This is a genomic window from Pseudomonas sp. DWP3-1-2 (genome assembly GCF_049896285.1).
GTDB lineage: Bacteria > Pseudomonadota > Gammaproteobacteria > Pseudomonadales > Pseudomonadaceae > Aquipseudomonas.
On record NZ_JAFCTZ010000005.1, the window covers coordinates 61,592 to 76,902 of the forward strand.

11 protein-coding genes and 2 pseudogenes are annotated in these 15,311 nt (G+C 57.7%); 4 read left to right on the forward strand and 9 right to left on the reverse strand.

The window, feature by feature from the left end; translation table 11 throughout:
• Positions 1–47: 47 nt before the first annotated feature.
• Positions 48–1,529, reverse strand: a complete 1,482-nt coding sequence (locus ACP7B0_RS13685) for a T6SS phospholipase effector Tle1-like catalytic domain-containing protein (RefSeq protein ID WP_426142174.1) — start codon at positions 1,527–1,529, stop codon at positions 48–50.
• Positions 1,530–1,852: 323 nt separating this feature from the next.
• On the reverse strand, positions 1,853–3,553 hold the full coding sequence (locus tag ACP7B0_RS13690) for a methyl-accepting chemotaxis protein (RefSeq protein ID WP_426141944.1): 1,701 nt from the start codon (positions 3,551–3,553) through the stop codon (positions 1,853–1,855).
• 129 nt (positions 3,554–3,682) lie between these two features.
• Between ACP7B0_RS13690 and ACP7B0_RS13695 the strand changes: the two genes are divergently transcribed.
• Entirely contained in the window at positions 3,683–6,028 is a 2,346-nt protein-coding gene (locus ACP7B0_RS13695; protein ID WP_426141945.1) for an ATP-binding protein, read from the forward strand.
• A 22-nt stretch (positions 6,029–6,050) separates the two neighbouring features.
• Here the strand turns inward: ACP7B0_RS13695 and ACP7B0_RS13700 are convergent, their stop codons facing one another.
• Together ACP7B0_RS13700 and ACP7B0_RS13705 are read right to left on the reverse strand one after the other, a co-directional pair.
• Entirely contained in the window at positions 6,051–6,455 is a 405-nt protein-coding gene (locus ACP7B0_RS13700; RefSeq protein WP_426141946.1) for a TraR/DksA family transcriptional regulator, read from the reverse strand.
• Between the two features lie 556 nt (positions 6,456–7,011).
• On the reverse strand, positions 7,012–8,031 hold the full coding sequence (locus ACP7B0_RS13705) for a Gfo/Idh/MocA family protein (protein ID WP_426141947.1): 1,020 nt from the start codon (positions 8,029–8,031) through the stop codon (positions 7,012–7,014).
• Between the two features lie 427 nt (positions 8,032–8,458).
• Between ACP7B0_RS13705 and ACP7B0_RS13710 the strand changes: the two are divergent.
• Both ACP7B0_RS13710 and ACP7B0_RS13715 read left to right on the forward strand, forming a co-directional pair.
• Positions 8,459–9,139, forward strand: a pseudogene (locus ACP7B0_RS13710) (PAS domain-containing protein); the annotation flags it as partial.
• A 111-nt stretch (positions 9,140–9,250) separates the two neighbouring features.
• A pseudogene (locus ACP7B0_RS13715) lies at positions 9,251–9,685 on the forward strand (methyl-accepting chemotaxis protein); the annotation flags it as partial.
• Between the two features lie 72 nt (positions 9,686–9,757).
• Here the strand turns inward: ACP7B0_RS13715 and ACP7B0_RS13720 are convergent.
• The 4 genes from ACP7B0_RS13720 to ACP7B0_RS13735 all read right to left on the reverse strand — a co-directional run bounded on the left by ACP7B0_RS13720 (position 9,758) and on the right by ACP7B0_RS13735 (position 13,753).
• A complete protein-coding gene (locus ACP7B0_RS13720) occupies positions 9,758–10,774 on the reverse strand; it encodes a lysylphosphatidylglycerol synthase domain-containing protein (protein WP_426141948.1) in 1,017 nt (338 codons plus the stop codon).
• A complete protein-coding gene (gene clsB / locus ACP7B0_RS13725) occupies positions 10,771–12,057 on the reverse strand; it encodes a cardiolipin synthase ClsB (protein ID WP_426141949.1) in 1,287 nt (428 codons plus the stop codon). The genes ACP7B0_RS13720 and clsB overlap by 4 nt, the downstream gene beginning before the upstream one ends.
• The gene (locus ACP7B0_RS13730) at positions 12,054–12,767 is read right to left on the reverse strand and encodes an endonuclease/exonuclease/phosphatase family protein (RefSeq protein WP_426142175.1); all 714 of its coding nucleotides are present in this window, start codon (positions 12,765–12,767) and stop codon (positions 12,054–12,056) included. Before ACP7B0_RS13730 ends, clsB begins: the two co-directional genes overlap by 4 nt.
• Positions 12,768–12,835: 68 nt before the next feature.
• Positions 12,836–13,753 carry a DUF72 domain-containing protein gene (locus tag ACP7B0_RS13735; RefSeq protein ID WP_426141950.1) on the reverse strand — a complete coding sequence of 306 codons (918 nt, stop codon included), beginning with the start codon at positions 13,751–13,753 and terminating at the stop codon, positions 12,836–12,838.
• 350 nt (positions 13,754–14,103) lie between these two features.
• Here ACP7B0_RS13735 and ACP7B0_RS13740 point away from each other — a divergent pair, with 350 nt between their 5' ends.
• Entirely contained in the window at positions 14,104–14,610 is a 507-nt protein-coding gene (locus ACP7B0_RS13740) for a DUF4142 domain-containing protein (RefSeq protein ID WP_426141951.1), read from the forward strand.
• Positions 14,611–14,673: 63 nt separating this feature from the next.
• Here ACP7B0_RS13740 and ACP7B0_RS13745 read toward each other — a convergent pair whose 3' ends face one another.
• A complete protein-coding gene (locus ACP7B0_RS13745; protein ID WP_426141952.1) occupies positions 14,674–15,303 on the reverse strand; it encodes a CGNR zinc finger domain-containing protein in 630 nt (209 codons plus the stop codon).
• Positions 15,304–15,311 lie beyond the last annotated feature (8 nt).

A 15,311-nucleotide genomic window follows, 5' to 3' on the forward strand; every position in this document is an offset into this window, starting at 1 on the left:
CGACGCCATCGCGAACAAGTTCATCCTACCGTTCCCTGTGCCATGGACTAGTGGGGATAACCCGGCATTTCGATGTTGGGATGAAGCACCCTGCCACCGTGTTGCGGCGCATGAACGAATAACGCTTCATTTAACTTTCCAGTGCCACGAATGGCAGAGTTCCAGTGCGCCGAACTGTGTATGTAGCGTCGACGCAACAGCTTTTCCTCTTGTTCATCCAGTGTGTAAGGCCCTCCGTTGGCATAGGCCATCAGCTTGTGGGAAATCCCTAGAAGTTCGGAAGGCAGACGAAACTCATCCGTGAAGGGAATCGTTTCGAACGGAACCCCTTCAGCGCATGCCAACCCGTGCATGACGCGCAAATGAACGCGGGAAAGATGACCGAAGACCTCGCGCTGCAAATAGACGGCCGCCATGACCGACTTGACACTGAGCCTGTTGCAGGACCTGATGAGCGGGGTCTGTTCGCACCCCACTGAAAGCGAGGCGCTGCTATCCAGCGGATCAATCAATTCGTCCCCGTCCATTGCCTGTAAGGCCTCGCAAGCCTCTCGCCATGCGCTGGTCAGCTCAGGTGGCGTATCGCAGCCCACAACACTCCAGCGCGGGCGAGTCAGCACTATCTGCTCCAGCATTTGCGGATGATAGCCACCGCCAATGTCTGAATGCACACCCGGCAGAACAATCTCCCGGTCCCAATGCGGAGCAACGCTGTTGAGCGCAAAATTGCGGCGCAACTCGTCACGGGCCACCAGATGCACGACGTGCTCGGCAGCGCCTGGCGGCAGATACACATTGACCCGTCGATTACTGGCATCCCTGACATTGCCCAGGTCCTTGAAGCCGCCAATGGCTGCCACCGTTTCGAACAGGCCCACGAATTTGACCCTGATGCTGTTGTTACGCCAGGCGAAGTCCGGGCCCAATGCAACACCGCGCCGATTGAGGACGGGTTCCACAAGACCTTTTTCCCGTTTGAGGACTTCGTTGATGAAATGCCTGGCCGCCGCCGCGCCGCGGCTGAAGCCGAACACGTCAAGCTCCAGCCCGCCGATCACACAGCCGGGATTGTCCTGCTGAAAGCTTTTCAGTCTCGCCCCGATTTTCTGTACGCCTCGGGCAACTTTTGCCACGACGCCGGTGGCACCACGACCAAATGACTGACCCGGCCATAACGAATCACGCCCACCGGAAATAGTGCCCGCGCCGCTGACATAGACCGGCCAATACACATTGAGCCCGTTGCCATCATTCACCGCTCTGGCCTGTAAACGATACAGTTCTGCCAGCCTGGCAATATTGCTGAAATCATTGGCATAACTGCTGCCGGGCTCATCATGGCGTCCTTTACATTCACGTATATGAGCATTGTTATTTATTTCAGACATGGCCCGACAATCCGCACCAATCTGAGTATTGACCCTGTTGTTACCTGTTCCATCAAAAAACACTCCAATACGGACCGTGACACTGAGCCTTGTCGTTCCGGGCGTATTGGACGATGTGTTTACATTCCATGTATTCATTATCGTGTACTCGCCTATTGACGCGACTGACATCAAGCCGCATGAATCAATAAAGATATTGATACAGTCAGCTTGCTCAGCAATGTTCAAGCGTCAAGTAGTCGAATTAACTTTCAGACTTATCCCACACAGACTATCGACTAAAATAAAACCCAGAACGCATATATCTTACTTATGCAAGTTCGCCACGCACATTTAAACCTTTAACCAGAGTGATCGACGTATGGCAAGTAGCGCTGCCAATAGCCTGTGATTTATTCGTTATGGCAGCCGAATAATGCTCGCCCGATCCCTTCAGGATCGGGCGACGCGTTCCGCGCTCAGCATCAAGAAGGCCGCAACGGCGGGCCTTCCGGCTTATAACCCAAACGCAGTCCACCCCAATGCCGCCCCTTGACCATGATGGGAACCGACAAATCGTGCATCAGCTCGCCGGTGTCCCGCGTGTACGTTTGCAACAATACCGCCTGCTGATGACTCCCGCAGCGAATGCCCGTGCGGTCATCGAACTTGCGCTTGGTGCGGTTGCGGACGGTGTCGACGGTGATATCCCCGGTCAACGGTTGATTGAACGCAGTGTTATGGGTGGGGACATAGCCTTGAGGCGTACAGGCAATGGCAAACACCAAGCCATCGTGGCGCTTGAGCAACGGTTCCTGAATATCGGGCAAGACCTGATCCGTGTAGCGATCGAACCGGGTCTGGAATTTCGCCGGGGAGGTTTTGGGGATAGGCTGGTAATTGCGGTCGAACAAATCATCAAGGCTGACGCGACCTTCATCAATGTCCTGTTCGAACTTCCGGGTGATCTGGCTGGCACCCTCCTTCGCCAGGTCATAGACGCGCTGGTGATAGTCGTCCAGGCCGACCTGCGCCAGGCGCTCGCTGATCGTTTCAGCCTGCCCCTCCATCTGCACGGCGGCATCAGCCAGCTTGCGGGTCTGTTCATCACTGATGGCCAGATCGCTGCGCATCTGTTGTACGGCCACAAACAGGCTGTCCAGTTGCGCCTGGTTGGTGTGGGCACCCGTGGAGATTTCGCTGACCTGCAGTTCTACAGCGCTGGTCAATCGCGCGATGTTTTCCAGATGCCGCCCGGTGAGTTCCACTTGCTCGACACCGCTGTCCAGGTCGGTGGACAACTGGCGTATCTGGTCGACCACCTGAACGGTGCGTTGCTGGATCTCGGCCACCATCTGACCCACTTCCTCGGTTGCGCTGGCGGTACGGCCGGCGAGGCCGCGCACTTCATCGGCAACCACGGCAAATCCCCGGCCATGCTCACCGGCACGTGCAGCCTCGATAGCCGCATTGAGGGCCAACAGATTGGTCTGGCTGGCGATAGACTGGATGACCAGCGTCACGCGCTGGATCTCTTCGCTACGCTGGCTCAATGCCTCGATGAGTTCCCGGCTACCAATGGCGCGCTTGCTGAGTAGATGCATACGGGAAATGGACTCGCCCAGCACGCTGCGACCGGCGTCGCTACTTTCCCGCGCCTCGCTGGAAGCGCTCAGGGCTTGCTGGCTGAGCTGCGCCGTCTGATGTTCGGTCGCGATCATGACGTCAGCACTGGTGACGATTTTTTCGGCGGCGACCAATTGGGACTGGACTTTGCTCGCCAGTTGCCTGACTGAAAACGCCACGCCCGCAGCCGACAGGGCGTTATGACTGGTGGTGCGGGACAGATCCTGCGTCAGGCGGCTGATATCGGCCTTGGCATCAGCGGGCGCTTGCACAGGCGGTTTGCCTCCCACCCAACGCGGCAACCAAATGAACAACAAAGCCAGTGGCACAGCGGCATAAATCGAGAGCCCGACAAAAGCCTGCGCCAGCAATAACACAACCAACGCGACGCTTTGAACACCGGGCACTCGCCAGCGAGCTGTCGGGGTCGATGGCGTGGCGATTGACTGATTATCCAGAGCAGCTTCCGTCAAGGATCCATTTGCGGCCATAGCCTTTACCCCGTTTGTGCTTATCGTTATTTTGTCGTTATTAAACGCCAGATAGCGGCTACATGCCATGAGTCGTTAGTTGTAAACCATCGTCGACAGAACTCTCCCCGTTTACCCCCGGTCGTATCTTCATACGCCGGGGCAACGGCAGGCGACGTGCTCGGTACATCTATTTACCTGACGAAGTTGAGGCCCGTCTTGAGCTCTGCACCCAACCCCGATTCTGCTGGTGTGTTCACCGGCCAGAGCATCATGGCGCAGCGCATGAGAGCCCATGACTGGGCTGCGACGGCGCTTGGCCCCGCAGAGCGCTGGCCTGAATCGCTGAAGACAGCCCTGCACATTCTGCTCACCTCGAAATTCGAGATGTGGGTGGGCTGGGGCGATCAGGTGCATTTTTTCTATAACGATGCCTATCGTCCCACCCTTGGGCAAAAAGATGCCCACGCACTGGGAATGCCGCTGCGTGAGCTATGGCCGGAAATATGGCTGGATATCAAACCGCGCATTGAAGCGGTGTATCAGCAAGGCGCTGCCACCTGGGATCAGTCACTGCTACTGATTCTGCACCGCAACTCGTTCCCGGAAGAAACCTACCACAGCTTTTCCTACAGCCCGTTGATGGACGACGAAGGCAGAATCCAGGGGCTGTTCTGCGCGGTGACCGAAGACACCGCCCGTGTCCTCAATGAGCGGCGTCTGGCCCTGCTTCGCGCCATCGCCAGCGGGTTGACCAGCACCCGTGATCGACGGGGCATATTCACCCATCTGGAAAGCGTACTGTCGGAGCAGCCGAGAGACTTGCCGTTCAGCCTGACCTTTATCCTCGATGAACATGGCGCCACTACGCTGTGCTGCAGCAGTGGGTTTGACCGACGCCACGAACCGGCGATTCAACAGCTTGTCCAGCTCGAACAGCAACAGAGGAACAGCCTTGGCCCGCAGCGGCCGGATGGCCTGGTCCTGCATGACCTGACACCGATTGCCACGAGTCTGCCTTGCGGCGCATGGGATCAGCCTCCGACGGTGATGGCCATGGCCCCGCTCAAAGGCGCCGATCCGCTCCAGCTTAACGGCTTCATGCTGATCGGTCTGAACCCTTACCGCCCTCATGATCAGGATTATTTGAGCTTCATCGAGCTGATTGCCGGACAAGTGGCGTCCAGCCTGACCCGGGTTGACGTCTACGAAGCCGAGCACCGACGCGCCGAAGCTCTGGCCGAGGCCTTGCAGATGCGCCAGGCGGCTGCCGATCTGCTGCATCAAGCCAACCAGCGACTGAGCGCCGAAGTCGAACAACGCAATCAGGCGCTGGAGCAGGCCCTGGCGCAACTCAAGAAAGAAGCCAGCGAGCGTGAAGCAATCCAGGAAGCCTTGCGCCAGTCGCAGAAAATGGAAGCCCTTGGGCAACTCACTGGAGGCATTGCCCATGACTTCAATAATCTGCTGACGGGCATCATCGGCTCTTTGGAAATGATCGGCCGCCGCAGTAACAGCGACAAGCCCGTGGCAACCCAGCGCTATATCGACGCCGCCACCCAGTCGGCCAATCGTGCAGCGACGCTCACCCATCGGCTGCTGGCCTTTTCCCGCCGTCAGCCATTGATCCCCCAGCCGACGGACGTCAATCAGTTGCTGCTGTCGATGGAGCAGATTCTTCGACGCTCCCTCAAAGAAAACATACGCATGCACCTGTTTGCCCATGACCAACTCTGGCAAACCCTGTGCGACCCGCACCAGTTGGAGAGCGCCCTGCTCAATCTGGTGATCAATGCCCGGGATGCCATGCCTCACGGCGGCCAGTTGACGGTCACTGTTTCCAATGCGTCCTTGCCCCACGATGCCCTTGCCATGCCGTTCGATGCCAAACCCGGAGACTATGTCTGCATCTGCATCCGGGACACCGGACTGGGCATGGCACCTCAGGTACTGGCCCACGCCTTCGAGCCGTTCTACACCACCAAGCCTCAGGGCCAGGGGACCGGCCTTGGGCTGTCCATGGTCTATGGCTTCGTTCGGCAATCGGGCGGTCACGTGCGCCTGGATTCATCCCTGGGCCAAGGCACGGACGTACGACTTTACCTGCCCCGCCATGACCGCGAAGAAGGGCCGCAGGACGCGCAAACCCCGGACTCGACCACGCCCGCAGTCACCGGCCTGACCGTTTTAGTGGTGGAGGATGAACCAACGGTCCGCGATCTGGTGCTGGAGGTGTTGCAGGAGTTCGATTGCGTGACGCTGCACGCCCTTGACGGGCTGGCAGGGCTGGCGATTCTGGAGAGTGAGCAAACCGTGGATCTGCTGATCAGTGATATCGGGCTGCCCGGCCTCAATGGCCGACAACTGGCGGACGCGGCACGGGTCAAGCGGCCCGGTTTGCCGATTCTGTTGATGACGGGTTATGCGGAAAACGCCGCGCTGGCGGGGGGATTTCTGGAACAAGGCATGCAATTGCTGACCAAGCCATTCACCCTCGCCGAATTGGCGAGGCGTATTCGGATGATGCTTGCACAACGCCAGATGCAAACGGCCGAGGAGCCATAACGACGCCTCGGCGCGAGCTTGATCAGGCTTGACGCTGGTGTTTGTCGATCTGCTCGTGACGCTCTTGGGCTTCGATGCAGTATTTGGTGGTCGGGCTGATCAGCAGGCGTTTGAGGCCAATAGCCTCGCCGCTGTCGTCGCACCAGCCAAAGCTGTCATCGGCAATGCGCGCCAACGCCATTTCAAGCTGTGGAAGCATGCGCTGATCACGGTCAATCACATTGACCAGCCAGTGACGCTCTTCCTCAACAGAGGCAGCATCCGCAGGATCGGCAGGCGTATCCAGACTTTCGATAGCGATGCGGCTCTGCTCGATGCGCTCGTGGATTTCCACCTTCATACCCTGCAACAGCTCGACGAAGAAAGCGTGCTGCTCGGCATTCATGTAGTCATCGGCCGGCATGGCCAGCAACTTTTCCTTTGTCATTGATTTCTCTATAAAAAAAACGTGCATTAAGGCGAATTAAGGAGCGGCTCAGCGTTGCCGTAAAAGCGCCATAGTCTCCAAGCGCCACCTGGCACTCAATTTACGAGGGGCGGCAGTCTAAGGCCGGCTTGGGCCGTCGGCAACATAATTGACGCGAATCGGTGTAACAAGTCCCGCAATGCCTTATTAAATGCGGGCTGAAGCGCCTGTCCGCTGGTCGCCGATTAGGTCGGGCCAGCCCCTGACAGAAAGCATTCGCGGACATGGCCACTTTAATAAACAGGCTCGAACGCCCATAAAAGTGGTCATGTCCGCGATTGACGATTCAAGGCCTGGCTTACGCCAGCGACCCACCTCTGACTGCCTTCAATCACATCGGTTCCGAATCGTTTCATGGCCATGGCCACCCGCGCGAACCCCGACAGCCGGGTATTTTTCTGACGCTGGAGGCACTCGCGATCGATCAACGTACAACCGGACCGAGCCTGACCTGAATGCGTTTCGGAATATACGCAGCAACAGTGACAAAGGTAAAGCCACTGGCCATCTCTCTACCCTACAAAACGACGATCCGTCTTTGCCTGGCACTCAAACGCGCCGCGTCCAGCACTCGTGTCGAGGCGACTGCCTCGCAGGGTTCTACCGGATTGGCCACAACGCCTGCAATGGCGTCCCGCAACTGCCGATAGAACTCAGGCCAGCAGCCGCGTTCCGAGGTTACCCGTTCGCGTTGTTCACCCTGTTCGAGCCAGCCCCAACGTTGAGGTGCTTCCATCCCCCAACGCTCGCCTTCCGAACAGGGCGTCAGGCCCGCCAGCAATGAGGCTTCCTGACCATCGAGCCCTTCGACGCTATAACAGCCCGCTGAACCGTTTACCCTGAAACGCGGACCGGGATGATTCTGCAAACAGCTCCCCCACAGATGGGAAACCACACCATTGCTGTGGGTCAGGCTGACAAAGAACCGGTAGTCGACCGCTTCGTCCAACGTGGGGAAACCCAGTTCGGCGTAGACGCGGGCGACGGGGCCGAACAACAGCATTGCCTGATCCACCAAATGGCTACCCAGATCCCGAAGCACCCCGCCACCGCTGACTTTGCCGACAGATGTCGGGGAATACCGCTCGATCCGGGATTCAAATCGGCTGACCTGGCCCAGATCGCCTTGATCAATCAGCCTGCGTACGGTCAGAAAATCAGAATCCCAGCGACGATTCTGATAGACGCTGAGCAGCACGCCCTTGCGTTCGGCTACATCCACCAGCGCCTGCGCCTGCTCGGCGTCAGCAGCAAAAGGTTTGTCGCTGACCACCGCCACGCCCAATTCGATGGCTTCACGTATCAATGCCTGACGTGTCGCCAGCGGCGTGGAAATAGTCACGGCATCGACACCGGCGGCGACCAGCTCGGCGAGACTGTCAAACGCCCGGACGTGCGGATGGTCCTGAGCCAGTAGCCCGCGACGTTCCGCCGAGCGCGTGACCACGCCAACGAAGGTGACGCCCGCCAGCCCTGCAATCAGCGGCGCATGAAAAAAACGCCCGCCTTTTCCATACCCTACCAACCCGATTCGCATGGCTCTTTCCTTTTATTCCCGACGGATTGAATCGCGGCTTGCGTCCACAAACCTGTTTTCCAGGCTCATAAGCATAAGGCCCGCTGATGCGTTGTACAGGTCTTATTAAGGCCGAGCGAGGGATCAACGGGTACACCCTTTTGGCGTTGTCTGGGATGCAAGGCCTCTCAAATGAAGTGATAACTTGTACAAAAATATCAATTTGTACAAGTTATTGTTTATTATTGTACAAAAAGACTATGATGGCTTTATGCAATGGATCGCATAACGAGCGCCCCTCGCCCCTGCTTGCCGTGGGCCTGGGCATCACCCCATGCACCCAACCGAGTCCGAAGCCATGCTATTCAACACCTACAAGAAAGAAATGCTCGACCTTCAGGAAGTCGTTGCCCGGCAGGCAGGCCTGTTGAAGGCTCTGGACCAGTCCATGGCCAGGGCGGAGTTCGACCTGAACACCACGCTCGTCGATGCCAACGACAACTTTCTGAAGGCCATGGGGTATCGGCGCGAGGACGCCATCGGGCAACCGCATAAACTGTTCTGCCACGCTGATTACAGCCGCAGCGCCGCCTACCAGCAGCTATGGTCGCGTCTGCGGGCCGGGGAGTTTGTCGCGACGACGTTTCAGAGGCTGACCGGTGACGGCCACGAAGTCTGGCTGGAAGCCAGCTACAACCCTATTCGGGACAGTACGGGCAAGGTGATCAAGGTCGTCAAGTACGCCATTGATGTGACTGAAAAGATGCAGGGCCAAAGCGAAGCCAGAAGCAAACTCGCGGCGCTGGACCGCGCCATGGCGGTGATCGAGTTTGATCTGGAGGGACGCATTCTGTGCGCCAACGACAATCTGACGCGTCTGTTGGGCTACAAGGAAACCGACCTGGTGGGTAAGAATCACCGTATGTTGTGTCCGCCTGAACTGATCAACAGCGACGAATACCGGGAGTTCTGGCAGCGCCTGAACAAAGGGGAGTTTTTCAATGGTCAGTTCAAACGACTAAGCCGTCAGGGCAACACTGTATGGCTCGAAGCCAGCTACAACCCGGTGTACAACGCCGACGGCAAACTGGTGAGAGTGGTGAAATTTGCCACCGACATCACCGCCCGCGTCGAACAGCACGCCCGTGATGCCCGCAGCGCGGCTCAGGCTTATCACATCTCGATCCAGACGCAGAAAGTCGCCGAGCAAGGCACGCAGGTTATCCAGCAGGCCGCCAGTGAAATGCGCCAGATTTCATCGAACATTGACACTTCATCTCAGATGATCGCCAGGCTGGGCGAGCGTTCGGACCAGATCACCGCCATCGTCAATACCATTCGCAGCATTGCCGACCAGACCAACCTGCTGGCGCTGAACGCGGCCATTGAAGCTGCCCGAGCGGGCGATCAAGGCCGAGGCTTCGCGGTGGTCGCTGACGAAGTCCGCCAACTGGCCGGACGCACCAGCCGTTCCACCACGGAAATTTCGCAAATGATCGGCGTGATTCAGACTGAAACCAAGGAAGCGATCACCAGCATGGACCATACCCGAGCCAATGCCAGCAAGGGCGTGCAACTGGCCGATCAAGCCGGGGCCGCCATCGTGCAGATCAGCGAAGGCACCAACAATGCGGTCGATGCGGTCAGGATGTTCGCTCAGGATTCAGCGCGGTAAGCCCCATCACCCTGATGACGTGGGAGAGGCGCTGTCCAGCCCCGCTCCCACTGATCACATTCAACTGACGAATCAGGGGTTGACTCCACTTTCGGACTCGGCCTGATTTCGCTCTCCCATCTTCTTGCTGCGCTTTTCCAGAACCAGATACACCACCACGGCAATCAGCAGCGGGAGCAGGAAGTAGAGGGCCCGGTAGCCAATCAACGCCGCCAGCAGGGTTCCTTTGGAAAACTCGTGCTGCATCAACGCGATGAACACCGTTTCCAGTACCCCCAGCCCTGCCGGGATATGGGTGATCACCCCGGCAATGCTGCTGATCAGCAACACCCCGAGAATGGCTGGGTAAAACGCTTTTTCCGGCAGGAGAACGTAGATCACCAGGGCCATCAGCGACCAGTTCAGTGCACCGAGACTGGCCTGGATCAGCGCCTGTTTCAGGGATGGCAGGTTGATCTCCTGTTTGCGGATCGTCCAGGTGCGACGCTTGGAAAAGCGGCACGCCAACAGATAACTGCTCGAGATAATCAACAGCACCCCGCCGATCACGCGCAAAGATGTCGTACCCACCGCCCAGTCCTTGGGCAGTTCCAGAAAGCCCATGGAGAACACCAGCCCCGCCAGCACCATGTAACCGAGCCAATTGGTAATCAGGCTGAGGCTCAGGATGCGGGTGATGGTGGGCACGTCCAGCCCGAGCCGAGAGTACAGGCGATAACGCAAGGCAATGCCGCCGACCCAGGAACTGAGGTTGAGGTTAAACGCGTAGCACACGAAGGCCACCGGCACGACCTGCTGGATCGACAGCTTGTGTCCGGTATAGAACCGCGCCAACACATCAAAGCAGCAATAAGTCAGGTAACTGGTCAAGGCAATGGCGAAACCCAGAGCCAACGTTCCGGGTTTGTACGACAGCAGGGCTTGTTTGACTTCCTGCCAGTCGAGGTTCTTCACCAGCAGGAACAGCAACACCGGGACGGCCACGAAGAAAAACACGTTGAACGCGCGCTTGGCCCACTTCCATTTGCTGCTCTTGCTGCCTTGTTCGTCGGCCGTGGGGCCGGAAGCTGCATCGGATGCCTGAGTCATGTGGACTTCTCCTGATCGGAATGCAGATTGACTCGCAAGTCATGGAGGTCACTGTCTTTTTGTTCCTGTTCGATGACCGCAGCCTCGGGAAGCACATCCGCGGCCCGTAAGGGTTTGAGCGTAGGGCCATGGGCAGGAAAAAGGCCGGCAATGGCCGGAAAATGCCGCAGGAAGTGAAAGCTGAGGAAAATCATCGGGGTTCGCCACCATTGCCCACGGGCGGCCCCCTTCAGGCTGATCTGCTGGCTGTGAGTGGTGGCCAGATCACGCAGATGTTCATGCAATTGCTGATTGAGCGCCTGATCACGAATGAACAGGTTCACTTCCAGATTCAGGGCCAGGCTCAACGGATCGAGATTGCTCGACCCCACGGTGGACCATTCGCGGTCAATCAACGCCACCTTGCCATGCAAGGCCCGTTGCTTGTATTCGTGAATGACCACGCCTTCACGCAGCAGGTAGGTGTAGGTCAGCCGGGAGCAGACGCGCACGAACGGCATATCAGGCTGGCCCTGGAGAATAAGGGTCACTTTGACCCCTCGCCGGGCCGCGTTGCGCAGTTCACGCAAGAACCGATAGCTGGGGAAGAAATACGCATTGGCAATGGTGATGCGGTGGGTCGCATTACGCATGGCCAGCAGGTATTGCTCTTCGATATCGGTGGTGTGCTTCCTGTTATCCCGTTCGCACAACAGCATGCGCGCAGCGCCGGCATGATGGGGTTCAATGCGCAGGGGTTTGAATCGGGAGCGCACGGCCTTACCCAGCATGCTCATGGCCGATGCATGAATATCACCCACGATGGGGCCGCGCACCATCACGGCGTAATCCTGCTTGGCCGTCACGCCGGTGTCGGTCATGTGATCAACGCTGTAGTTGATGCCGCCAATGAAACCGACCTCGCCATCCACCACCACGACCTTGCGATGCAGACGCCGGAACAGGTTGGTGCGCATGCCCAGCACGCGGGGCTGTGGGTCGAACAGCTGAATATGAACCCCGGCGGCGATCATGCGGCTGACGAAGGAGTTGCTCAGGTCCGAGGTGCCGTAATCGTCCACCGTGACCACCACCCGGGCGCCATTGGCGGCCGCCTGCAGCAACGCCTCTTGCAGGGCTTCGCCGACCCGGTCTTCGAAAATGATGAAGGTTTCCAGCAACACTTCCGTGCGCGCCGCCCGAATGCAGTCGAACACCCGTGTGAAGTAATCCTCGCCGTTGATCAACAACTCAACCGAATTGCCGTCGCGCCACTGTCCGGGGTGTTTCATGTGCTCGTTCATAAGGTCACCTTGACGGCCAGCGGTGCGTGATCGGATAAATGCGACCACGGCCTGTTGGCCAACACCCTGGGGCGGTCTGTCGTTGCGTTGCGTACATAGATCCGGTCCAGCGCCAGTAATGGCCAGCGTGCGGGAAAACTTTTCGCAGGCTTGCCCGATTCAGCCACGAACACCTCATGCAAACCGGTTCCGACCAGTTGTGCATCCGCCTTTTGCCGCCAATCGTTGAAATCCCCGGCGACGATCACCGGCGCCGCGTGCGGCAGGCGCGCCAGCAGTTCGGCGAGCAGTTTCAATTGCTGGCGTCGGTGCCCCTCGCGCAGCCCCAGGTGCACACAAATGGCATGCACCTGACCAAATTCCGGGACCTCCAGCACGCAATGCAGCAGCCCGCGCTCTTCAGTGCCGTGAATCGAGACATCCAGATTCTCGTGGTAGCTGATGGGGTATTTGGACAAAAGCGCATTGCCATGATCGCCATCGGGGTAAACAGCGTTACGCCCGTAGGCAAAGTCGCTCCACATGCTGTCGGCCAGAAACTCGTATTGCGAGGTCGTCGGCCAGTCCTTCACGCGCGCGGCGTGGCTTTGATGCTCGCCATGCACCTCCTGAAGAAAAACGACATCGGCCGAAACACTGCGCACGGCATCACGCAGCTCCGGCAAGATGAAGCGGCGATTGAAAATCCCGAAACCCATGTGCATGTTCATCGTCAGCACATTCAATGAAACACTGGCCGGGGTTGCCGTGCGCACGTCGCACGTAGCAATAGCACTGCTCAAAACTTCACTCCTTGCATGTCACCCGGTGCCACTTCCAATTCTTGAGTCAAGTCGAAGCGTTCCAGCAGTTGGCGGGCGTCATAGGGCGCCCGGACTTTGATGTCATTGTCGAAATAGCAAAATATATCCCGGGACTTACGCCTGGGTGCCGACTTGGCAACGATCAGGTGCGCGTCTGCAGGTTGTCCGCCGTTGCGCCAGTCCTCAATCCGGTCCCCCCAGCGTTCCAGGGCCTTGCGGGTATAACCACTGGCGTAGAGTTCTTTGTCGCCATGCAGACGCAGGTAAACGAAGTCAGCGGTCAGGTCTTCGATATACGGCCACTTGCCCGCCGTATCAGCGACCACCAACGCGACGTTGTACTTGCGCAACAGGGCAACAAATTCAGGGACCACAAAGCTGTCGTGACGTATTTCCATCGCATGGCGCAAACGGCCGGTTTTCGGCATGTCCAAATAACCGGGTTTTTCCATGCGCTCGTCGCACCCTTTGGCGCAAACCCTGGCCTGCGCCATATTCCGAGGCAGCAGCTCAAGAAAGTGCTCGATCCTTGCCGCATCAAATTTGAACGTCGGTGGAAACTGCCAGAGGATCGGTCCCAGCTTGTGCTTGAGGTGACAAATGCCCGAGGCGAAGAAATTGGCCAGGGGCTTTTCGATGTCCTTCAAACGCTTCACATGAGTGATAAAACGCGGTGCCTTGACGCTGAACACGAAATCGTCAGGCACATCGGCAAACCAGCCCGCGTAGAGCACCGGGGTTTTCAGGGAATAAAACGAACCGTTGATCTCGATACTGTTCACGGCACGAGAGGCAAACTTCAACTCGTTTTTCTGCGTCAGCTTCTCGGGATAGAAATCGCCCCGCCACGGGACGTAGCGCCACCCGGAAATGCCAATACGGATATCACTCATGCCATTCATCTCTGCTTGATAGGCCGTTCCGTGCATGGCGTTGCAATGCTCGTCGCAACGGCAAACGACCGCCCGTCTGGCCCGTTGCTGCGCGGTCAGCTGCAACCTTCAACTCATATGAAGCCGCTCCCTCCCACAGGTTCCCTGCCCGTGATGTGCTTCGACACCAGCGCCTGATCAGGGTAGGTCGGGCCAGCCTCTTCATCGGCGGATGACACGCTGAGTACCAGTCGTCGCCTCACTCGATGATTTAAAAAACTTTAGCCACGCGCCTTGTTTCTCAATAACAACACTCGGGTTATTGGGATCAATAACTAACCATCACTTACTTTTATTCCGGAGATTTACCGATGAAGCATTTCACCGCACTACTGCGCCCTGCCGTGATCACGCTGGCCCTGGGTTTTACAACGATGTCCGCACTCGCCGCCTCGCCAGCCGACTTCGTGGATGAGGCTTCTGCCAAAGGCCTTGCCGAAATTCAGACCAGCCAGTTGGCCCTGGAAAAAAGCCAGTCGTCTGATGTGAAGAAGTTTGCACAGATGATGATTGACGACCACACCAAGGCCAACAAGGAACTTGCTCAGGTGGCGAGCAAGTTGAATCTGAAAGTCGCGGACGAAGCAGCGCTCATGGAGAAGGCGAAAAAGATGATTCTTGAATACCGTGAAGAATCGTTCGACAAGTCCTACGCCAATAACCAGGTTGTCGCGCATGAGCAAACTATCGAACTGTTCGAGGAAGAGTTGAAATCGTCCTCCGCCAAGCCAGAGCTCAAGTCGTTTGCAGAGCAAACGCTGCCGAAGCTCAAGATGCATCTTGAGGACGCCAAAGCCCTCCAGGCCAAATACAAGTAACGCATGCAGCTTTGCCACTTGCGTCCTGGCTTCAATGGCCAAGGCGCTAGTGGCGCAGCGCTGTCAACACGCACTGCCCCTCTTGCGCGCTTTCTCGCGGCTGCCACAGATATTCATCTGACACCAACGCCTGCCACCATTTTTTGAGCTGTCGATAAACAGCCAGTCACAGTCCGGGGTAGCGCAGACTTTCAAACGCGACTGATCGGGCTCGGTCAGCAAGTTGGCCGCCTGAGTGGCCAGGCGTGAAATAAAGTTGTCCGTCAGGTCCTCCAGGCTCCGGGGAAAACGCCAACGCCAGACCACTTGCTGCCCCTGAATACCCAGTCCACGATGGCCTGCGGTAGCCACCAACGCCCGATTCAGATTGTCCAGGGCAACTGTCAGGGGCGGTAAACCCAGGGCCACCGGTAGCAATAACTGGTAGAGCTGCTCGCGAAACTCAACCAGACGATTGAACGAGGACGACGCCAGAGGCTGTTCGGCCAACCCCAGACAGTATTCAAACTCATCGTCATCAATCAGACGCGCACGATGAAACCAGCGCACCACATCTTCCAGCGTCGCCAGTTTGTCTACGATTTCACCAAGCCCACTGCCCGGTCTGCGTCCATTACAGGTATTAACGTAATCGAGAACTGCCAGACCGCCGACCAGCCGCAGTGAGCTGATCTTGAGTTGACTGATGAACATGATCAACC

Excerpts from the sequence above, each read along its gene's own strand:
- ACP7B0_RS13700 (WP_426141946.1), bottom strand. The coding sequence starts at position 6,455 with ATGACAAAGGAAAAGTTGCTGGCCATGCCGGCCGATGACTACATGAAT.
- ACP7B0_RS13705 (WP_426141947.1), bottom strand. The coding sequence starts at position 8,031 with ATGCGAATCGGGTTGGTAGGGTATGGAAAAGGCGGGCGTTTTTTTCAT.
- ACP7B0_RS13740 (WP_426141951.1), top strand. The coding sequence starts at position 14,104 with ATGAAGCATTTCACCGCACTACTGCGCCCTGCCGTGATCACGCTGGCC.
- clsB (WP_426141949.1), bottom strand. The coding sequence starts at position 12,057 with ATGAACGAGCACATGAAACACCCCGGACAGTGGCGCGACGGCAATTCG.
- ACP7B0_RS13720 (WP_426141948.1), bottom strand. The coding sequence starts at position 10,774 with ATGACTCAGGCATCCGATGCAGCTTCCGGCCCCACGGCCGACGAACAA.
- ACP7B0_RS13730 (WP_426142175.1), bottom strand. The coding sequence starts at position 12,767 with ATGAACATGCACATGGGTTTCGGGATTTTCAATCGCCGCTTCATCTTG.
- ACP7B0_RS13745 (WP_426141952.1), bottom strand. The coding sequence starts at position 15,303 with ATGTTCATCAGTCAACTCAAGATCAGCTCACTGCGGCTGGTCGGCGGT.
- ACP7B0_RS13690 (WP_426141944.1), bottom strand. The coding sequence starts at position 3,553 with ATGGCATGTAGCCGCTATCTGGCGTTTAATAACGACAAAATAACGATA.
- ACP7B0_RS13735 (WP_426141950.1), bottom strand. The coding sequence starts at position 13,753 with ATGAGTGATATCCGTATTGGCATTTCCGGGTGGCGCTACGTCCCGTGG.